A 20,979-nucleotide genomic window follows, 5' to 3' on the forward strand; every position below is an offset into this window, starting at 1 on the left:
GATGGAATGGACTGGCGACGCGAGGTCGCCTTTCGCGCAATGCGCCCCTGCGCGCTTAGCGCGCGTTCGACATACAACTTCATGAAACCCTCCCGTGATCTGCAGCACCGGATGCGCCGCATGGCCTCTGCTTTTGTTTGCGGCCAAGCAGAAACTCTAACCGGTCGGCCTGCGAAGGCGTCGATCCGTCCGTATTCAGGGGGTTGGTGAAATCCCGTGTGCTGCAGAACAACAACGGTGCAACGCGTACGGAATGAGGCCTCTCGGCCCAAGTTCTAACGAAGACGTCACGCAAGCGATGCATTTCGCCACAAATGCATGCACCGAATGAACCCATCCATGCTCGGCAAGCAGCGCGGCCTGCGTCGGCGCGGCCATTTGCATGAAGGAGGCTGCCAGAAGAGGCGTTATCGCTGTCACGAAGATCACCCCTTAAGGGGGACGTTATGCATAAGACGCCGGTCAGTAGTAAGTGCGCGTGCTCGCGAACGCGCCCGCGAGTGCATCCTCCAATCGGCCGCGGCAACGGATCTTTCCATTACGGGTTCTGCGTGCTCCCCTCAGCAGACTGCATCACGTCTAATTGGGCGAAAACGAGGTATGCAGGGAGGGATCATGCAACTAGGCCGTGGCGGCCTCGGTGCGGCGTTTTCGCGCATTCGGGGAGAACAATCGAACGAGTTCAGCGCGCATCGCTGGCGGACTCCGGTCAATGTCCATGCGGTGTTGCGTGCTGCGAAACTTCTGATCCGAAGCGTTCCCGTCGCGTTGATTGCAGTGTGCGCTTTCGGGCCCCTGGCAGCCTCGGCCCAGGACGTCAACATAACCCCACCTAACCTCGGCAACGAACCGGCGGGCGCGCTTGCCGGCCAAGCCGGCGTGACGCAGACCGGGGCCGCCATCTACAGCCTGCCGCTGCCGATTCCGCCTGGGACGGCGGGTTTGCAACCGACCTTGGCCCTGAACTATTCAAGTCAGACCGGCGACGGCTTGCTAGGCCCCGGTTGGTCCGTCGCCGGCTTGTCCTCCATCACACGGTGTGGGAAGACCTACGCGCAGGACGGCGTGCGCACTGGCGTGACGCTCACTAGTGACGATCAGTTTTGCCTGGACGGCAGACGTTTGAAGCTTGTTTCGGGCGTCCACGGTGGATCAGCGGAGTACCGCGTCGAGGTCGACAACTTCGGGCAGGTCTTGAGCGTTGGGGACGCCTCCGGTGTCGATCGTTGGATCGTCCGGGCAAAGAACGGCCTGATCTACACCTATGGGTCGCGCGCGGATTCGCGTGTCGAGGCGCAGGGAAAGTCGGTGGTGTTGTCCTGGGCGCTCGCGCGCGTCGAGGATCGGCGCGGCAACTATTACGACTACGACTACGAAGAGAACAACGCAGAGGGGGAGCATTACCTCAAACGCATCCGCTATACCGGCAATACGCGCACCGGTGCGCCGACCTATAACGCCATCGAGTTCTTCCTTTCAGGGCGGCCCGATACCTGGCGGGGTTATGTGATGGGGTCCCTGGTGCAGCGAAGGGCGGCCCTGTACATGATCAAGACCCTGGTCAACACGGCCGCTGACGGCTCGGGTGGCACGGTGGTGCGCGAATTCCATCTGAATTTAGACGTCCACCCCGTCACTGGGCGCCTCTTCCTCAAGCTGATCATCGACTGCACCGGGGACGGCGACTGCCTCACCCCGACGACCTTCAGCTGGTCGACACGCGCAGCCGAGTCCAACTCGCTCAACGCTCCCGGCAGCGGCAATTGGGGCGGCCCCACCATCACGATCGACGAGGCGGTAGGTAATCCACTCGTCGGTATTCCTTCGCAGCAGGTCCAGTCCAAGGCGGTCGTCGGCGATTTCAACGGAGACGGTCTCTCGGACCTGTTCTATTCGGATGGCACCAGCAACCAGTGGCGCATCTGTCTGTCCTCCGGGTCGGCATTCAATTGCCAAGCTTGGACCGCGGTCGTCGCCCGGTCGGAAGAGACTATCTCCGGCGACCTCAATGGCGACGGGCTGACGGATATCGCCATTCCGCCGGCCGCGCTTTCCGGCACCGCCAACTGGAACGTCTGCCTCTCCACGAGCAGTGGCTTCTCCTGCAGCGCGTGGTCGGGACGGACGGCGGGAAAGAGTCCCCAGCGGTATCAACTGTCCGACATGGACGGCGACGGCCGGGACGACCTGTTGATGTACGACCAGACGAACGCCAGCTTTCTCTGCCGCTCCAACGGCTCGGGTTTCGACGCCTGCGTTCCGTACGCCAATGTGGCCGGCGCACTGGGCACCGGCAACGATCCGGAAATCAGAGTTCGTACCGCCCGGCGCGCGACGGACCTGAACGGCGACGGGCGCATTGACTTCGTCAAGTATGTGATGAGAACCGGCACGCCCGCCTCAGGACGCTGGGAAACCTATCTGGCAACGGACACCGGTTTCGTCCTGGGTCCGCAGTCGGTATCCGCGGGCATCGCCATCGCAACGCCGACGCCGGGAGCGACGATCGCCATCGACTACAACGCGGACCCCGCCAACGGTTATGGCGACGTCGCCGCGGCGATTGGCACTGGTCTGAACACGGCCGTGTTCGAAGTCTGTCAGTCGACAGGAGTCTCGCTGCTTTGCAGCACCCGGCCGAACGACCCGGCGCGCTACGTCGAATCGTTCGGCGATTTCGACCGGGACGGAAAGATCGATTTCTTGAGCGGTGGGTCGATCTGCCAGCTCACCGACACGCAGGCGGGACCGTGTACGACCCTGGCATCGGCTGAGCCGCCCCCCGCGACTGGCGTGCTGCTGGGCGACTTCAACGGCGACGGTCTTCTCGACCATGCGTACTACCTGCAGTCGACAGGGCAATGGACCGTGCGCCTGACGGGCACGGGCGCGATTCAGAACCTGCTGACCCAAGTGACGGATGGTGTGGGGCATGTCGTGCAGTTTTCCCATGTGGGCGCGGAAGACCGAACCGTCCATCAGCTCGGCGCTCGCCCGCCGTTCCCCGCGCGTCTGGTCACGCGTGGCATTCCTCTGGTCTCCCAGTTCAGGCAGTCAAACGGCCTCGGCAGATGGCTGACGACGGACTATCGCTACGAAGGCCTGAAGACCGACGCGCAGGGGCGGGGATCGCTCGGCTTCGGCAAGTTCACGAGCATCGACCAGGTGAGCGGCATCTCGACGACGGTGACCCTCGCGCAGCAGCATCCATACGTGGGCATGACGCTCGAGTCGAGGTCGGTGCATCGTAACGGCGTGGTTCTCACGGCGGTGACGAATTCGCTGGGGTCCCTGTCCACCTCGGGCGGCGCGACCTACCCGTATGTCAAGGCGAGTAGCGTGACCACGCGCGATCTGTCGGGGGCTCCTATCTCCACCACCACGAGCGTGGTGAGCGAATCGAACGGCATCGATGCCTTCGGCAACGTCACCGCCAGTACGGAAACCATCACCGAGCCGGAGGGTGATGTCTATACGTCCTCGACCGCCAACGTCTACGAGAACCGCGTGAACGATTGGTTGCTTGGACTGCTCACGTCGCGCACGGTGACCAAGGGCGTCGCGACAAGCGGCACGGGCTTGACGCCACCGATGCTGACGCTGAGGCGCTGTGTCGGAGGGGCGAGCACACAGTCGCCGACACGGGCCGCGTTGAGCTGCATCTTGGGCAACACGGGTCAGACCGGAACGACGTCGGTCACCTACGGCGCTCCGCCCGGCGTGTCCGTAAGCGGTCCCGCCGCATGCCCGGCTGGCACCGACGATTGCGGCTCGGTGCAGGTCCTGAGCGGCACCTCGCCCGGGGCGTACACGGGCACGGTCTCGGCCTCGGCGGGCAGCGGTGGCGGCGCGTCCCTACCGATCAGCCTTACGGTTCTGCCGACGCCTGCCGCCATCGTCGCCAGTGGCGCCATCGACGCCCTCAGCGTGGCTCCGGCAGCGGCCACGGGCGTCGTGACCTTCACCAACGATGGGCAGACCGCCACGTCGTTGACGGTCTCGATCACCGGCGGCGCCTCGCTGTCGACGACATCGATCAGTTGTCCCGCAAGCGCGGCCTGCTCGCCATCATTGACGGTCACCTCGCCGGCATCACCTGGCAGCTATAGCGGCCAATTGACGGTGACGTCGAGCGCGGGCGGCTCGGTGCCGGCTCCGATCGCGGTCAAGCTGCGCGTGCTGGCTCCCGCCAACCTCGTGCTGAGCCTCATCGGCGGCTCGGGCACGACCGTCTCTCCGACCGCGGCCACGGCAACCTACCGTGTCGGCAATAGCGGTCAGGCAACGGCAAGCGGCATCACCTATGCGGCCTCGGGCGGCCTGAGCGTCAGCGGAGGTCCCACCAGCTGCGCGGCCGAAACCCCAGACTGCGGCTCGGTTCAGATTCTGAGCGGCACCTCGCCGGGGGTGTACGCGGGTACGGTCTCCGCCTCGGCGGGCAGCGGCGGCGGCGCGTCGCTACCGATCAGCCTCACGGTCCAGGCGACGCCTGCCGCCATCGTCGCCAGTGGCACCATCGACGCCCTCAGCGTGGCTCCGACAGCGGCCACGGGCGTCGTGACCTTCACGAACAACGGGCAGACCGCCACGTCATTGACGGTCTCGATCAGCGGCGGTGCCACGCTGTCGACGACATCGATCAGCTGTCCCGCAAACGCGGCCTGCTCGCCATCATTGACGGTCACGTCGCCGGCATCGCCAGGTAGCTACAACGGCCAATTGACGGTGACGTCGAGCGCGGGCGGCTCGGTGCCGGGTCCGATCACGGTCAAGCTGCGCGTGCTGGCTCCCGCCAACCTCGTGCTGAGCCTCATCGGCAGCTCCGGCACGACCGTCTCTCCGACCGTGGCCACGGCAACCTACCGTGTCGGCAATGGCGGTCAGGTAGCAGCAAACGGCATTACCTATGCGGCCTCGGGCGGCCTGAGCATTAGCGGAGGCCCCGCCAGCTGCGCGGCCGAAACCTCCGACTGCGGCTCTGTCACCGTCAGTACCGGTACTAGCGCGAGCAACTATGCCGGCACGTTCACCGCCGCGCCGGCCTCCGGAGGAGGTGCGGCGAGCACCACCGTGAGTCTGAGCGTCCTCACGCCGCCGACGCTGCTCCTCAATGGGTGTTCGCAGACTTCGCCGACCGTGTCGCCAAGCGCGGCATCGATGACCTGTCAACTGAGCAACACCGGTCAAACCGCGGCCGCTTCTATCCAGTACTCGTCGATTGCGGGAGCCGTTGTTTCGGGACCCACTAGTTGCGCAGCGGGATCCGCCTGCGGTGCTGTGAGTGTTAGCACCGGCGGTAGCCCCGGCGTCTACGCTGGCACCCTGACGGCCACACCCTCGAGCGGGATCAGCAGCTCGGTTGGGGTCAGCCTCACGGTTCATGCGCCGCCACCGGTCGTGACGACCACGCCGCCGCCGCCGCTGTTCCGGTCTGTCTCCGGTCTGGGCTCCTATACCGTCGACGTCACGGCGAACGTCGCCAACGGCACTGCTCCCTTCACGTACGCCTGGACCGTAGTCACGATGAATGGCGCATCGCCTTCGATCGGGAATCCATCCTCGGCGACCGCCACGCTGACGACCCGAGCCAACACGGCGTGCACGAACACGCAAGCCGTGTATCGCGTGACGGTCACCGATGCCATCGGACGCACGGCGGCGCAAGACGTTCTGGTAACGGTGAAGTCCACCAGTCCGCCGCTTGGAAAGCCCTGCCCATGACGCTGAGCTTGCGCATCCATTCGCGGGAACGGGAGGAATTATGAGAACTATGCTATTGGCGCTTGCCGTGGCGATGCCGTGTGTCGCTGGCGCGCAATCGGTGACGCGCAAAACAAGCTTCGAGTACGACAGCTTCGGCCAGTTGACGAAGGAAACCACGGAACCTGAGGGCGCGGTCGGTGTTACGCGTCTGACGATGATCTACTCGCGTGATCCGGCCTCCGGAGTCGTGACGCTGAAACAACTGGAGTTTCGTGACCCGCAAACCGGTGCTGACGTCCTGAGGGATGTGGAGACGAGCAGTTACGACTCGCGTCGCCGTTTCCCGCTGGTGGTCACCAATGCCAGCCAACTGAGCCAAACGCGCATCTTTGACGAGACGACCGGCAACGCGCTCAGCCTGACGGACTCCAACCAGCTGACCACCACGTGGTCCTACGACGGGTGGGGACGGCGGACCATGGAGCGTCGTCCCGACGGCTCGTCCACGACCTGGGCCTATCGGCAGTGCGTCGAAGGATGCCTCAACCAGGCGACCAGTGTGCTGGTCGAGCAGCACTGGTTCGGCACGCGGCAGGTCAAGGTGCCGACCGAGACGCTCTCCGATGCCCTGGGGCGCAAGGTCGCGACCCTCAGCTGGGGATATGACGGGCGGCCCATCCAGACCCAGCGAGTGTTTGACGCTGCAGGTCGCCTGGACCACGTCGCCCAGCCGTACTTCCAATCAGACACACCGATCTGGATTTGGCTGAGGCATGACGATCTCGGGCGCGTCACGGAGGTCCGTGCACCCAACGCCACAGGACAGGAGGAGGCCAGTCTGTTGCAGTATGACGGGCCGGTGCAGACTCACATCAATGTCAAGGGACAGAGGCGCGTGGAGGTGACCAATGGTCTGGGTAAGCTCAAGCGGGTGACCGACGACCTGGGCTTTACTACCAGCTTTGCCTATGACGGGTATGGCGGTCTCGTGCGAACCACCGATCCGAAGGGCAATCAGATCCAAGTCTTCTACGACAACCTGGGACGTAAGACTCGGATGGTCGACCCGGATCTGGGAACCTGGAACTACTTGGTGAACCCGCTGGGGCAGACCTACAGCCAGACGGATGCCAAGGGACAGACCACGATCTTCAGTTTCGACGCCATGGGCCGGATGGTGCGACGCTTGGCGCCGGATCAGGACAGCCGGTGGGAGTACGACTCGGCGGTCATGGGCAAGGGACAACTGGCCGAGGCGTACACGTGGGCGGGAGGCGCCAAGGACTTCCGGCGCGTCTATACCTACGACACGGTGGGGCGGATCGCGCGGGTCACCTTTGGGTTGGACTGGGATTACGTACAAGAGTCGTTATACGACAGCGTGGGACGCCCCTACGCAGGACGCTTTTGGCACACCGCCAGAGGCGGTGGAGCGGCGTCGGGACCCACAACGATCAACACCGTCTACAACGCGCAGGGCTACCCAGCCGGGGTCCAGGTCGATAGCAGCGGCGTGACCACCATGGCCAGAACCGCCTTGCAGGTCGATGCTCTGGGCCGGGTGACCCAGGAGCAGCTCGGCAACGGACTGATTCGGCGCAAGAGCTACAACTCCTGGACCGGCCGGCTTATAGGAATACAGGCGGGTGTCGACGCCTCGGACGCCAGTATCCAGAACGACGGCTATGTCTATGACAGCCTGGGAAATCTCATCGGGAGATCGCAGCTCGTCACTACAGGGGGAGGCACCTTGTCCGAGGGCTTCGACTACGACAGTCTGAATCGGCTCACCAGCAGCCAAGTCGCCGGACAGCTCTTCAAGAGTCATACCTATGACTCGCTCGGTAACCTCCGCACGAAGGACGATGCCACAACGCGCTACAGCTACCCTGTGTCAGGCGCCGGCAGCGTTCGTCCTCATGCGCTGGGTGGCATCGAGAGTCCCAGACTGGTCGCAGGCAAGAGCAACCCTGCTTTCAGCTACGACTCGAACGGCAATTTGGAAGAGGGGCTGGACCGGCGATACGGCTGGACCAGTTTCAACCAAGCCGCGACGATCGACCGCCTTCAGGGGGGAGTGGCCATCCAGCGGACAGCGTTCACCTTCGACACAGAGCAGCAGCGCGTCAGGCAGAGCGTGCACGCGATGAACGGAGGAAGTCCGCAGGCGGCTGGCCGGGTGATTCACTATGCCGGATCGATCGAGAAGGAAGTTGACGTCGCCGCGAATGTCACGACGATCCGCATCCCGCTGGGCGAGGGACTGGGTTACCTTGAAGAGCGGTTTGCCGGTACGACAGTAGACGCTGCGGCTTCCGGGCCGCGTAGTTTGCGCTACCTGCTGGGTGATCACCTCGGCAGCGCCGTTGCGGTGCTGGATCAGAATCGCGTGGTACTCCAGCGCATGAGCTACGACCCGTGGGGAAGGCGCCGGAACACGGATGGGTCGGACGACATAGACACGTCGCTCGGCACCCTGTCCAACCTGCATAACCATGCTGGCTATACAGGGCAGGAACAGTTGGACCATCTGGCGCTCGTACACCTGAACGGTCGGATCTACGACCCCATCACCTCGCGGATGATCAGCGCGGATCCGACGATTCCCGATCCGTCCGATACCCAGCACCTCAACCGCTACACCTATGTTTCAAACAACGCGTTGACTTTCGTGGATCCCAGCGGCTTCGCCGGGTTGACGGCTATGGGACGCGGCGATTGGCAGGTCGTCTACAACTCGAAGGCCGACGGTCCGGCGTTCGACCGGAGCGGAGGAACGAACGGACTGAAGCTGACGACGGCGAGCACCAGTTCGCCGACGGACAAGCCGCTCTCCGATGCCGAGATGATGGAAAAGGCCAAGCAACTCGAGATCGAGCGCAAGGCCAGAGAAGCGGCGCAGAAGGCCGGAGTTTCGTTCCTGCAGCGTGCGCGCGAGTCGCTGATCTCGGAGCGTGCGCAGACCCCTCTAGGGTTGGAGCCGTCGGGCGGGTGGGAGACGCCGGAAGAGCGGGTCGAGACGGATGTCAATGAATGGCGGAGTCAGCAAGTCGCCGCAGGGAAGATGCATCCCATGTTGGCCGCTATGTTGGCCATGGGTGTGGTGGAGGTATTGGGAACTAGAAACCCAGGGCATGAGGGGACTATAGCGGCGGCGAAGAGCAACAGTGGGGCGGAAAGCCTTGCAAACGCTGCACGACTCAAGGCCCAACTTGTAGGGCAAGAGATCGCGGGCGGACACGCGTTTGAGAAGCATGTCATCATGCAAGGTGAATTCAGGGGCCTGGGAATTCGTACGCGGGACCAGTTCGCCAGCCACATCGAAAGCGTCGTTGCGAATCCGACGGCTTCTCGACAGCTGAATGGTGGGCGGACGGCCTACTGGGACGAAGCAAGCCGGACAGTTGTTATTCGAAATCCTAAAGCGGCTGATGGCGGTACTGCCTTCCAGCCAGTTGGCGGCCGCGCTTACTATGACAACTTGAAGTGACGACTATGAAAGTGATTGACAGAACTGGCGAGCAATCGCGAGTCGGCATTAGCCGAGAAGAACTACTGATCCTCAATGCAGCCTTAAATGAGGTATGCAATGGGATCAAGATCTTTGAATTCGAGACCCGCATCGGCGCTGATCGAGAGCGCGTAGCTGCGTTACTCAACGAAGTTGGAGCGTTGATCGACGAGATGGACGCATTAGAGAGGTAAGGCTGAACAAGTTGTAGTTGGCCAAGTCATCAAACCTGACGGTACGATTGTGAAGCCCGAATAGGCTAAGGTCGTACCTCGGGGCGACGCTCTGCACACTGCCTACCCCATCGTAGGACCATAGGAAGGTAGATATGCAGATCGAATTACGCCTCAAGTCAGCGCAGGACTTTGCGATCCGTGCGTACGACCCCAACGACGACGACATCCGTTCCATCTTGATGGACGTTTGCCGCGCAATTGCAGCGCAGAGTGAATTTGTGGTCTCTGGGTTTGGCCAGGAACGTTGGCCGGTGGACGTAGAGACCGATCTGCCGGTCTTCTTGAAGCAGCTTCCGTCAGCACTTCACGCTGTCCACGAGGGTGTGACGACAGAGATCGACTTCTACGAGCAAGGTATCGAACGAGTGATCGCGCTAGAACCGGCGGATGGAAAGTATCTAGCTACCTGTACGAGTCGAACTCGCTGGCAGCCAAGTCCTACGGTCGAAGAGATGCCTGGCGAAGAACTTGAAGAAATGCTGTTGACAGCGAGGGAGGCGTTTATGTGCACCTTGGCTGCCCTGGCGCCCGAGCTGCATAGTCACCCATGGGTACTGCAATGGCTGAGGGGTATAACTGAACAGGAGTGAGGCCTTGTAAAGGGCATCTGTGAGGTGGAAAGGGGCAGCTCAGGAACGTTGTTGACGAAAGCCTGAAGACGACACTGGTCGCCATCTGCAGGCTGCCTCCTGGCCAATCGCCTCGTGAGAAAGCGTTGCGGAAGCTCTGCCTCAACACGAATGGCCGATTGGCTGAGGTCGCGTCGCTCGTTCGATCGCTGCAGACTGCTCGAATCACGCTTGCTTGGTCCGCTGATCCCATGGCGACATCAAAGGGCTTCGCCGACATCTCCTCGGCGGTCGCGAGCGCGGGAGAGGCTTTTCATCCATCCCAGTGCGCGGCCCGTGGTGAATGCGCAGCATCGTCTCGACGCCGAACGACGGACGACCCATCCTCGCCTTGCGGTAGTACAGCTCGATGAGTTGCACCAGCACGCGCCAAGGCACCACGCGCTCGATTTCCTGCAAGAACTCGCGCTTGCGCGTCTTCTTGGTCGACAGGCTTAGACCCAATCCGAACTGCTTCATGGTCGTGGTCGTCGTCGACCTCGCTCGATCACGCCACGCGGATGCTGCCCATTTGTCGATGCGGACGCCCCCCGATGCCTCGCTTGGTCGCTTGCCACCGAGTTATCACGCCGCCGCTCCCGCCCGTCGCCCGTCACTTAAACTCGCCCGCGCCCACGACAACGCCATCCCGCCCATGAAGAGCTCCAAGTCCGCCCGCCCGTCATCGAAGGTGACGCTGGGCATGGTGGCCGAAGCCAGCGGGGTCTCGCCGAGCACCGTCTCGCGCATCCTCAACGGCACCGCCGTCGTCAGCCAGGAAAAGAAGGACGCCGTCGACCGCGCCATCGCGGAACTCGGCTTCGTCCCCAATCCCATCGCGCGGGTGCTGGCCGGCGGGCGCTCGCTCAGCGTCGGCGTCGTCACGCAGGCGATCGACAGCCCCTACTACGGCGTCGCGCTGCGCGGCATCGAGGAAGTGCTCGATGCCGCCGGCTTCGTGCCGCTCTTCGCCAGCGGTCACTGGAATGCCAAGGAGGAGCAGCGCTGCATCGATACCCTGCGCTCGCGCCGCGTCGACGGGATCATCGTGCTCACCGGCCGCCTCAGCGACGAGTCGCTGCGCAAGCTGGCCAAGGAGCTGCCGGTCGTCGTGACCGGCCGCAGCCTGAAGGCGCCCAGCCTGCATGCGCTGAACTTCAATGACTTCGAGGGCGCGCGCCTGGCAACGCACCATCTGCTGTCGCTGGGCCATCGCAAGATCGCGTTCATCGCCGGCGACCCGGTCCACCCCGACGCGCAGGAGCGACTGAGGGGCTATCGCGCGGCGCTCGAGGCGGCGGGCGTGAAGTACAAGCCGGCACTGGTGCTGCCCGGCCTGTTCCACGAGGACAGCGGCGTGATGGCCGCCGAGCGCCTGATCGACAGCCGCGAGCCCTTCACCGCGATCTTCGCGGCCAACGACCAGATGGCCTTCGGCGCCTCGCTGGCGTTGTACCGCCGCGGGCTGCGGGTGCCGGAGGACATCTCCATCGTCGGCTTCGACGACCTGGCAGGGGCCGCGCACTGCATCCCGCCGCTGACGACCATCCACCAGGCCGGCCTCGAGCTCGGACGCTGCGCGGCGCAGGCGCTGCTGGAGCTGCTGGCCGACAAGACGCCGACGACGCAGCTTCCGGAGCCGCGGTTGATCATTCGATCGTCCACGCGGGCGGTCTGAGCGGACTGCGTGAGGACGCTGGCCCTCACCCCTGCCCTCTCCCGCAAGCGGGAGAGGGAGTCATGCTCATGCCCTTCCTACGCCCTCCCGCTTGCGGGCAGGGACGAGGCGAAGCCGACTCACTAGCGATAACCCTGGTACGTTCCCGCTCTGACGACCGATACCATGAAAGCGCTTTCATAACGACACCACGACGGAGACACAAAGCATGCGGCAGTGGGCCCGATGGCTATCCACGGCGACATTGACCCTGGCCCTGATCCAGGCGGGGTCAGGCGTTGCCGCGCAGCCGGCCAGCGCGACCGCCACGCCCGCGCCCGCGCCTGCACCTACGACCACAACCACGCTCACCGTCGCCGCGTTCCCCGCCATCGACGAGATCGTTCGGTCCGCCCTGCCCGCATGGAAGCAACTGCATCCCGACGTCGAGGTGAAGATCGTGAGCCGCGAGCTCAACGACCACCACACCGCGATGACGACGGCGCTCTCGACCGCGAAGGGCCTGCCGGACGTGATGGCGCTGGAGATCGGCTACCTGGGCCGATTCGCGCAGGGCACCGGGCTCGAGGACCTGTCCCGTCCGCCCTATGAGCTCGGTCGCGAGCGCGCGCGCTTCGTCGGCTACGCCTTCGATCAGGCGACGACCCCGGCCGGCGCCGTGCTGGCCGTCCCCACCGACATCGGCCCCGGCACCCTGCTCTACCGCGCCGACCTGCTGGCCCGCGCCGGCCTCAAGGAGGCGGACCTGACGCGGAGCTGGGAGGGCTACGTCGCCGCCGGCGTGAAGATCAAGGCCTCGACCGGCGCCTACCTGATGGCGCATGCGCGCGACATGAAGGACATCCTCATCCGCACCGGCCTGCAAGCGGGCGAGGGCCTCTACTTCGACAAGGACTCGCGGCCGCTGGTGACCTCGCCGCGCTTCGTCCGCGCCTTCGAGCTGGCGCGCGCCGTGCGCCGCCAGCAGCTCGACGCCAAGGTCACCGCCTGGTCCTCCGACTGGACCGAGGGCTTCAAGCGCGGCGGCATCGCCACGCAGATGTCCGGCGCCTGGCTGGCCGGGCACCTGAACACCTGGCTCGCGCCCGGCACGCGCGGCAAGTGGCGCGCGGCGCAGCTGCCCGAGGGCGCCTTCGCCGCCTACGGCGGCACCTTCTTCGCGATGGCCCGCCATGGCGACGCCGCCCGCAAGCCGATGGCCTACGCCTTCATCCGCTTCATGACGATGAACCGCGCGCAGCAGCTCGCGGCCTTCAAGGCGCAGGACGCCTTCCCCGCGCTGGTCGATGCGCAGCAGGACGCCTTCTACGACCAGCCGCTGCCTTTCCTCGGCGGCCAGGTCGCCCGCCGCGACTGGCGCGATGCCGCCAGCCACATCCGCGCCTTCCCGGTCCACAAGCAGGACGCCTTCGCCCGCGAGGTCATCGACACCGAGCTCGACAAGGTCCTGGACCGCGGCAAGGACATCGCCACCGCGCTCGCCGATGCGCAGCGGCTGCTCCAGCAACGCGCGCGACGCTGACACGGAACGACGACGATGCACTTCCGACTCCCGCCGGCCCTGCGCCTCTCACCCCGCTACGCGCCCTACGCGCTGCTGGCGCCCTTCCTGCTGCTGTTCGTGGTCTTCGGGCTGTTCCCGCTGCTGTTCTCGCTCTACCTGGCCTTCCACAGCTGGGAGCCGACCAGCGGCCTGGGCGCGATGCACTGGGTCGGGCTGGACAACTTCGCCTTCGCGCTGCAGGACGAGTGGTTCTGGAAGTCCATGCGCAACACCGCCTGGCTGGCGATCGCCTCCGGCGTGCCGCAGCACCTGGTCGCGATCCCGCTCGCCACCTTCCTGCACATCGCCTTCAAGCGCTGGCGCAATCCGATGGTCGGGGCCTACTTCCTGCCCTACATCACCTCCTCGGTCGCGATCGCGATCCTGTTCAGCTCGCTGTTCTCGACCGACTACGGCCTGATCAACCTCGCCATCGCCACGCTGCGCGAGATCCCGCTGCTGGGCCAGCTGATGCCGCAGGCCGCGGTGGACTGGCTCAACGATCCCGACGCCCTCAAGCCCGCCATCTCGACCATCGTCTTCTGGCGCTACGTCGGCTTCAACGTCGTGCTCTACCTGGCCGCGCTGCAGACCATCCCGCCCGATCTCTACGAGGCCGCGACCATGGACGGCGCCAGCCGCGTGCAGCAGTTCTTCCACATCACGCTGCCCAGCCTGCGGCCGATGATCTTCTTCGGCGTGACGCTGAGCGTCATCGGCGGCCTGCAGCTCTTCGAGGAACCCTTCATCCTCACCGGCGGCAAGGGCGGCTCCGACCAGGCCGGCATGAGCGCCGCGGTCTACCTCTACCGCAACGCCTTCGACTTCAACGATTTCGGCGCCGCCAGCGCGATGTCCTGGCTGCTGTTCTTCATCGTGGCCGCGCTGACGTGGCTGACGAACCGCGCCTTCCGGCGCAAGGACGACTGAGGACGCCGCGCCATGAGCACCACGATGCCTGCCTCCCTCGACGCCACCGCGCCGCGCGCCGCGCAGCCGCCGCGCATGACCGCCTGGGCCGCCTACCTGCTGGTGGGCGCCGGGGCCCTGATCATGCTGGCGCCCTTCTATTTCATGTTCGTCTTCGCGACGCACTCGCGCACCGAGATCTTCAGCCTGCCGCCGCCGATGTGGTTCGGCAACGACTTCCTGAACAACGTCGACATCCTCACCCAGCGCCTGCCCTTCTGGCGCAACCTCGGCCTGAGCCTCTACGTGGGCCTGTGCAACACCGGCCTGACGCTGCTGTTCTGCTCGATGGGCGGCTACGCCTTCGCGATGTACGAGTTCCGCTTCAAGAAGGCGCTCTTCGGCCTCGTCATGGGCACCATGCTGCTGCCCAGCTTCATGAACATGATCCCCAGCTTCATGATCATGGACCTGCTGGGCTGGATCGATCAGCCGCGCGCGCTCTACATCCCCGGCGCGGCCAGCGCCTTCGGCATCTTCCTGATGCGCCAGTTCATCACCTCGGCCGTGCCGCGCGAGCTCGTCGAGGCCGCGCGTATGGACGGCTGCGGCGAACTCGGCATCTACGCCCGCATCGTGCTGCCGCTGCTCAAGCCGGCGCTCGGGACGCTCGGCCTGATCACCTTCATCTCGTCCTGGAACAACTTCATCGGGCCGCTGGTCGTCATGCGCTCGCCCGACATGTACACGCTGCCGCTGGCGCTGCGCTCGCTGCAGAGCCCCGTCGACACCGAATGGGGGGCGCTGATGGCCGGCTCCGCCATCGCGACGCTGCCGCTGATCGTGCTCTTCGTCCTGTGCTCGCGGCAGCTCATCTCGGGCCTGACCGTCGGCGCGGTGAAGTGACGCGCCACACCTCGCATCGCACGCGCCTTCAGCCTCTCGCCTTCCGCCCTCCAACAACCATAAGCACGCCTGCTCCGATGTCATCCTCCACCCTGCCGACCGCCTCCGCCAAGCGCTTCCCCGACGACTTCGTCTGGGGCGTGGCCACCAGTGCCTTCCAGATCGAGGGCGCGCATGACGCCGACGGCAAGGGCCCGTCCATCTGGGACAGCTTCTGCCGCCAGCCCGGCGTGATCGCCGACGGCAGCAGCGGCGACGTCGCCTGCGAGCACTACGCGCGCTGGGAGCAGGACCTGGACATGATCCGGGACCTGGGCGTCGAGGCTTATCGCTTCTCGGTGTCCTGGCCGCGCGTGCGCCCCACCGGCGACGGCGAGTGGAACGAAGCCGGCCTGGCCTTCTACGAGCGGCTCGTCGACGGCCTGCTGGCGCGCGGCCTCAAGCCCTATCTGACGCTGAACCACTGGGACCTGCCGCAGGCGCTGCAGGACATCGGCGGCTGGGGCAACCGCGCCACCGTCGAGCGCTTCGTCGAGTACGCCGTGGGCATCGCGAAGCGGCTGGGCCACAAGGTGGTCTCGATCGCCACGCACAACGAGCCCTGGGTGGTCGCGCAGCTCGGCCACGAGACCGGCGTCTTCGCACCCGGCCTCAAGGACCGCCGCCTGGCCGCGCAGGTCTCGCACCACCTGCTGCTCAGCCACGGCCTCGCGGTGACCGCGATGCGCGAGTTGCAGCTGAAGGCCTCGCTGGGCATCGTGCTGAACATGGCGCCGATGTATCCCGCCACCGACTCCGACGCCGACCGCGCCAAGGCGCGGCTTGAGGACGGCAAGCTGCGCCGCTGGTACATGGACCCGCTGTTCAACGGTCACTATCCCCAGGACGTGATCGAGCACCTGGGCGATGACGCGCCGTACGTCGAGGCCGGCGACATGGACCGCATCCGCGTGCCCATCGATTTCGTCGGCATCAACTACTACTCGCGCGGCATGGCCAGCGCGGACAACAGCTTCGACCCGAAGACCGGCGGCCTGGAGCTCACCGACATGGGCTGGGAGGTCTACCCGCAGGGCCTGACCGACCTGCTGGTCTCGGTGCACCGCGACTACCCGGCGGCCAAGCGCCTGTACGTGACCGAGAACGGCGGCGCCTTCCCCGATCCGGTGGGCGCCGACGGCCGCGTGCACGACGAGGACCGCACCCGCTACCTGGACACGCACATCGCCGCCGTCGGCGACGCGATCGCGCAGGGCGTGCCCATGGGCGGCTACATGGTGTGGAGCCTGATGGACAACTTCGAGTGGGCCTCGGGCTACGAGAAGCGCTTCGGCATCGTGCATGTGGATTACGCGACGCAGCGGCGCACGCCCAAGGACAGCGCGCTCGCCTACCGCGACTTCGTATTGGCTCGGCGCGCGGCGCGCCAGGTTTGATCGGGAGCACCGTCATGGGACAAGTCACGCTGCGCGGCATCCGCAAGCGCTACGGCGATCACGAGGTGATCCAGGGCATCGACCTGGACGTGCGGGACGGCGAGTTCATGGTCTTCGTCGGGCCGTCGGGCTGCGGCAAGAGCACGACGCTGCGCATGATCGCGGGCCTGGAGGAGATCAGCGGCGGCGACCTGCTGATCGACGGCCGGCGCGCCAACGACCTGCGTCCCGCCGACCGTGGCGCGGCCATGGTGTTCCAGAGCTACGCGCTCTACCCGCACATGACGGTGGCCGAGAACATGGGCTTCGCGCTGAAGATGGCCGGCGTCGGCCGTGCCGAGCGCGACGAGCAGGTGCGCCGCGCCGCCGAGGTGCTGCGCATCTCCGACCTGCTGCAGCGCACGCCCAGGCAGTTGTCCGGCGGCCAGCGCCAGCGCGTGGCCATCGGCCGCGCCATCGTGCGCAAGCCCAAGGTCTTCCTGTTCGACGAGCCGCTGTCCAACCTGGATGCCGCGCTGCGCGTGGACATGCGCATCGAGCTCACGCGGCTGCATCAGCAGCTGGGCACGACCATGATCTACGTCACCCATGACCAGGTCGAGGCGATGACGATGGGCGACCGCATCGCGGTGTTCAACAAGGGCCGCATCGAGCAGCTCGGCGCGCCGATGGACCTCTACCGCCATCCGGCCAATGCCTTCGTCGCGGGCTTCCTCGGCGCGCCGCGGATCAACTTCATCGAACGACCGGCCGCGCACGCGCCCGGCGCGGCGCGGCGGCTGTGGGACGCGCTCGGCGGCGCCGCGCGTCCGGCGGCGGCCCGCCTGGGCCTGCGGCCCGAGCACCTGCAGCTCGCCGCCGGCCACGATGAGGCTGCGGTGCCGGCGACCGTCGTGCTGGCGGAGCACCTGGGCGACGTGTCCATCCTGCACCTGCGCGTGGACGGCATCCCCGAGCTGCTCACCGCCAAGCTGCCCGCCGGCGCGGCCGCGCTGCACGACGGCGACAGCGTCCGCCTGGTCGCTAGCACCGGGCACGCGCTGGCTTTCGACGCCGAGTCCCGCGCGCTGGACGCGCGCCCCGCCGTCCCCGTGGCGGCCTGAAAGCGCCACACCACCNCGCCGCGGCGGCCCCACTTCGCAGTACCCCCGCGCCCGGTGTGGCGCGGACCCCTCGCTAGGGAAAGTCAGTAGAGGACCCGGAGCCGAAGCAGTTAAATTCTGAAAGCGCTTTCAAGATGATCCGCCACGCGCCCTCCGGGGCGAGGGAAGGAGCGTCCTGGCAGCGAAGGACAGACGGGGCGACGGCCAACGAAGCCGTGCCCCGACGAGATCCGGATCCAGCTTGCCCTGCATCCCTCGGGCCCGCCGTCGCACGTGGGTCATGGCCAAGACTGAGAGACAACAAGGAGACACATGAAACACGTCCACCCCACCCGACAGCGGCAGGGCCGCGGACCGCAACCCCAACCGGTGGCGGCGGCCTGCGCGATGCTGTTCCTGGCCGCCGCGGCGCATGCCCAGCAGGCGCCCGCGGCCCCCGAGGCGGCCGCGTCCGAGGCCCAGCGCAAGACGGCCGACGCGCAGATCGACACCGTCGTCGTGACCGGCATCCGGCAGTCGCTGGACACCTCGCTGAACCTCAAGCGCCAGCAGCGCGGCGTGGTCGACGGCATCGTCGCCGAGGACATCGGCAAGTTCCCCGACACCAACCTGGCCGAGTCGATGCAGCGCATCTCGGGCGTGTCGATCGACCGCTCGATGGGCGAAGGCTCCAAGGTCACCGTGCGCGGCGTCGGCCCCGACTTCAACCTGGTGCTGCTCAACGGCCGCCAGATGCCGGCCTCGTCGATCGCGGACACCTCCGCGTCCAACTCGCGCGCCTTCGACTTCGCCAACCTGGCGTCCGAATCGATCGCCGCGCTGGAGGTCTACAAGACCAGCCGCGCCAGCTCGCCCACCGGCGGCATCGGCGCGACGATCAACATCAAGACCGCGCGCCCGCTGGACACGAAGAAGACCATCGCCAGCATCGGCGTCAAGGCGGTGCATGACGGCGGCAACTCGCGCCTGCCCGACAACCTCAAGGGCGACAGCGTGACGCCGGAGGTCTCCGGCATCTACAGCACCACCTTCGGCGAGGGCGTGTTCGGCGTGGCCGTCTCGGGCAGCTACCAGAAGCGCGACCTGGGCTACAACAGCGCCGGCGTGCCCAACGGCTGGCTGCCGTTCAAGGGCGACGAGGTCGGCAACGGCGCGATCCCGCTGCCGGGCCAGCCGGGCGCGGACCGCATCACCAACCGTCCGGGCGCCAGCGACGTCTACTCGCTGCCGCAGAACGTCAACTACAACATGAACGGCGTCAGCCGCGAGCGGACGAACGGCCAGGTGACCTTCCAGTTCGCGCCGACGAAGTCGCTGACGACGACGCTGGACTACACGCTGTCGCAGAACAAGGTGCACACGCGCCGCAACGACCTGTCGGCCTGGTTCAGCTTCGGCCCGTCGTCGAGCTCGTGGACCAGCGGCCCGGTCGCGGCGCCGCTGAACTACACCGAGCTGATCGCGGCCGGCAATGCCGACCTGTCGATGGGCGGCGCCAACTTCGCGACCAAGAACGACAACAAGTCCCTGGGCTTCAATGCCGACTGGAAGGCCACCGACCGGCTGCGCGTCGAGTTCGACGCCCACCGCTCGACGGCGACCTCGGGCGCGGACAGCCCCTGGGGCAGCAACAACGTGATCGGCACGGCCAGCTTCAACCGCGGCCAGACCAGCGTGGACTTCAGCAACGAGCTGCCGGTGCTGATCATGCCCACGACCACGCGCGACGCCTCCCGGCAGCTGGTCACCGGCTCGTCCTTCCGCAACAGCTACATGAAGTCGGAAGTCGACCAGCAGCAGCTGCGCGGCAGCTACCAGCTCAGCGACGAGTCCAAGCTGGACTTCGGCGTCGGCCTGACCAAGGTGAAGAACCGCTCGGCCTATTCGAATGTCCAGCTCGACACCTGGGGCGGCGCGACCAATCCGGCCGACTATCCGGACACCGTCTGGCTGCCGCAGAACCTGCGCGACTTCTTCGGCAAGATCGGCGGCGTCGGCGATCCGCGCCTGTTCACCCAGTTCTACACCTTCGACTTCGCCACCGTGCGCGACCTGGCCGCCAAGGCCTGGAGCGACCCGTCGAAGTACCAGGCCTCGCCGGTGTTCTCGACCGACCGCCGCACGACGGAGAAGTCCAGCAGCGCCTACGCCGAGTACACCCGCGAATGGGAACTGGGCGTGCCGATGAGCGCCACGCTGGGCATGCGTTATGAGCGCACCAAGGTGAGCTCCAGCGCGCTGGTGCCGATCGCCACCGGCATCACCTGGGGCTCCAACAACGAGCTGACGGTGCTCAAGGGCGATCCCGGCTTCACCACGCTGGACGGCAAGTACAGCTACTGGCTGCCGAGCATCGACTGGGACGCCGACCTGACCGACAAGCTCAAGCTGCGCGCCAGCTATGGCACGACGATCGGCCGCCCCGGCTGGGACGCGATCCAGGGCGGGCAGACGCTCAACGACCTGGCGCGGGTCAACGGCGGCACCGGCTCGCAGGGCAACCCCGGCTTGAAGCCGCTGAAGGCCAAGAACTTCGACCTGTCGCTGGAGTTCTATTACGCCAAGTCGAGCTACGTGGCGGCGGGCTTCTTCCGCAAGAACATCTCGAACTACATCGGCTCGACGCTGGAGAACGCGACCCCGTTCAACCTGAACACGCCGATCGGCGGGAAGCTCTACAACGAGGCCTCGACCACCGGCGCCTGCGGCACCGATCTGACCTGCATCCGGAACTACATCCTCAACAACTACAACGGCCAGCAGGGCGTGACCCGGACCGGCTTCGACACCAACGGCAATGCGCTGGGCACGATCGCCGGCCAGCCCGGCGACCCGGTCGCCAACTTCCAGATCACGGTGCCGGCCAACACGCAGTCCAACAGCCTCAAGGGCTTCGAGCTGAACGTGCAGCATGCGTTCGGGAACTCGGGCTTCGGCGTCGCGGCCAACTACACCAAGGTGAAGTCGGGGCTCAAGTACGACAACATGAGCTTCGCGCAGCAGTACGCGCTGGTGGGCCTGAGCGACTCCGCCAACCTGGTGGGCTTCTACGAGGACGCGAAGTTCAGCGTGCGCGTGGCCTACAACTGGCGCGACAAGTTCCTCGCCGCGGTCAACGACGGCAACACGCTGGGCCGCTCGGCGCCGATCTTCACCGAGCCCTACTCGCAGGTGGACGTCAGCCTGGGCTACAACTTCAGCGAACGCCTGAGCCTGCAGGCCGAAGTCATCAACCTCGGCGATTCGGTCCTGCGCCAGCATGGCCGGACCAAGGAGGAGGTGTACGCGGTCACGCAGACGGGACGCCGCTATATGCTGGGCCTCCGCTACAAGTTCTGACCCCGCC

The 20,979-nt window shown here is 65.9% G+C and carries 11 protein-coding genes and 1 pseudogene; 11 read left to right on the plus strand and 1 reads right to left on the minus strand.

All coding sequences use genetic code 11. The features are described 5' to 3' along the window. Positions 1–615: 615 nt before the first annotated feature. From ACTJKJ_RS05090 to ACTJKJ_RS05105, 4 genes are all read left to right on the plus strand, one after another. Positions 616–5,721, plus strand: a complete 5,106-nt coding sequence (locus ACTJKJ_RS05090; protein ID WP_297385361.1) for a SpvB/TcaC N-terminal domain-containing protein — start codon at positions 616–618, stop codon at positions 5,719–5,721. A 49-nt stretch (positions 5,722–5,770) separates the two neighbouring features. Further along, positions 5,771–9,193: an RHS repeat domain-containing protein gene (locus ACTJKJ_RS05095; protein WP_297385362.1), complete on the plus strand. Its 3,423-nt coding sequence runs from the start codon at positions 5,771–5,773 to the stop codon at positions 9,191–9,193. 5 nt (positions 9,194–9,198) lie between these two features. Beyond that, entirely contained in the window at positions 9,199–9,408 is a 210-nt protein-coding gene (locus ACTJKJ_RS05100; protein WP_297385364.1) for a hypothetical protein, read from the plus strand. A gap of 134 nt (positions 9,409–9,542) precedes the next feature. Next, on the plus strand, positions 9,543–10,040 hold the full coding sequence (locus ACTJKJ_RS05105) for a hypothetical protein (RefSeq protein ID WP_297385366.1): 498 nt from the start codon (positions 9,543–9,545) through the stop codon (positions 10,038–10,040). A gap of 318 nt (positions 10,041–10,358) precedes the next feature. Here ACTJKJ_RS05105 and ACTJKJ_RS05110 read toward each other — a convergent pair. Further along, positions 10,359–10,538, minus strand: a pseudogene (locus tag ACTJKJ_RS05110) (IS5/IS1182 family transposase); the annotation flags it as partial. 175 nt (positions 10,539–10,713) lie between these two features. On the opposite strand from ACTJKJ_RS05110, the gene ACTJKJ_RS05115 reads away from it, so the two are divergent. The 7 genes from ACTJKJ_RS05115 to ACTJKJ_RS05145 all read left to right on the plus strand — a co-directional run bounded on the left by ACTJKJ_RS05115 (position 10,714) and on the right by ACTJKJ_RS05145 (position 20,972). After that, positions 10,714–11,736 (plus strand): LacI family DNA-binding transcriptional regulator, encoded by a 1,023-nt coding sequence (locus ACTJKJ_RS05115; RefSeq protein ID WP_297385368.1) that lies wholly within the window; start codon positions 10,714–10,716, stop codon positions 11,734–11,736. A gap of 208 nt (positions 11,737–11,944) precedes the next feature. After that, a complete protein-coding gene (locus tag ACTJKJ_RS05120; protein WP_297385370.1) occupies positions 11,945–13,258 on the plus strand; it encodes an ABC transporter substrate-binding protein in 1,314 nt (437 codons plus the stop codon). 15 nt (positions 13,259–13,273) lie between these two features. Then, positions 13,274–14,209: a carbohydrate ABC transporter permease gene (locus ACTJKJ_RS05125; RefSeq protein WP_147240402.1), complete on the plus strand. Its 936-nt coding sequence runs from the start codon at positions 13,274–13,276 to the stop codon at positions 14,207–14,209. 24 nt (positions 14,210–14,233) lie between these two features. Then, entirely contained in the window at positions 14,234–15,094 is an 861-nt protein-coding gene (locus tag ACTJKJ_RS05130; RefSeq protein WP_440819775.1) for a carbohydrate ABC transporter permease, read from the plus strand. A 77-nt stretch (positions 15,095–15,171) separates the two neighbouring features. Further along, positions 15,172–16,530 carry a GH1 family beta-glucosidase gene (locus ACTJKJ_RS05135; RefSeq protein ID WP_440819776.1) on the plus strand — a complete coding sequence of 453 codons (1,359 nt, stop codon included), beginning with the start codon at positions 15,172–15,174 and terminating at the stop codon, positions 16,528–16,530. Positions 16,531–16,544: 14 nt separating this feature from the next. Continuing rightward, positions 16,545–17,633 (plus strand): ABC transporter ATP-binding protein, encoded by a 1,089-nt coding sequence (locus tag ACTJKJ_RS05140; RefSeq protein ID WP_440819777.1) that lies wholly within the window; start codon positions 16,545–16,547, stop codon positions 17,631–17,633. Between the two features lie 312 nt (positions 17,634–17,945). Beyond that, a complete protein-coding gene (locus ACTJKJ_RS05145) occupies positions 17,946–20,972 on the plus strand; it encodes a TonB-dependent receptor (protein ID WP_440819778.1) in 3,027 nt (1,008 codons plus the stop codon). Positions 20,973–20,979: the final 7 nt, after the last annotated feature.

This window comes from Roseateles sp. 22389 (assembly GCF_052044995.1).
GTDB lineage: Bacteria > Pseudomonadota > Gammaproteobacteria > Burkholderiales > Burkholderiaceae_C > Roseateles.

Bases quoted from the DNA above. Each gene is read 5' to 3' on its own strand.
- ACTJKJ_RS05120 (WP_297385370.1), top strand. From the start codon at position 11,945: ATGCGGCAGTGGGCCCGATGGCTATCCACGGCGACATTGACCCTGGCC.
- ACTJKJ_RS05100 (WP_297385364.1), top strand. From the start codon at position 9,199: ATGAAAGTGATTGACAGAACTGGCGAGCAATCGCGAGTCGGCATTAGC.
- ACTJKJ_RS05140 (WP_440819777.1), top strand. From the start codon at position 16,545: ATGGGACAAGTCACGCTGCGCGGCATCCGCAAGCGCTACGGCGATCAC.
- ACTJKJ_RS05115 (WP_297385368.1), top strand. From the start codon at position 10,714: ATGAAGAGCTCCAAGTCCGCCCGCCCGTCATCGAAGGTGACGCTGGGC.
- ACTJKJ_RS05145 (WP_440819778.1), top strand. From the start codon at position 17,946: ATGAAACACGTCCACCCCACCCGACAGCGGCAGGGCCGCGGACCGCAA.
- ACTJKJ_RS05105 (WP_297385366.1), top strand. From the start codon at position 9,543: ATGCAGATCGAATTACGCCTCAAGTCAGCGCAGGACTTTGCGATCCGT.
- ACTJKJ_RS05095 (WP_297385362.1), top strand. From the start codon at position 5,771: ATGCTATTGGCGCTTGCCGTGGCGATGCCGTGTGTCGCTGGCGCGCAA.
- ACTJKJ_RS05135 (WP_440819776.1), top strand. From the start codon at position 15,172: ATGTCATCCTCCACCCTGCCGACCGCCTCCGCCAAGCGCTTCCCCGAC.
- ACTJKJ_RS05130 (WP_440819775.1), top strand. From the start codon at position 14,234: ATGCCTGCCTCCCTCGACGCCACCGCGCCGCGCGCCGCGCAGCCGCCG.
- ACTJKJ_RS05090 (WP_297385361.1), top strand. From the start codon at position 616: ATGCAACTAGGCCGTGGCGGCCTCGGTGCGGCGTTTTCGCGCATTCGG.
- ACTJKJ_RS05125 (WP_147240402.1), top strand. From the start codon at position 13,274: ATGCACTTCCGACTCCCGCCGGCCCTGCGCCTCTCACCCCGCTACGCG.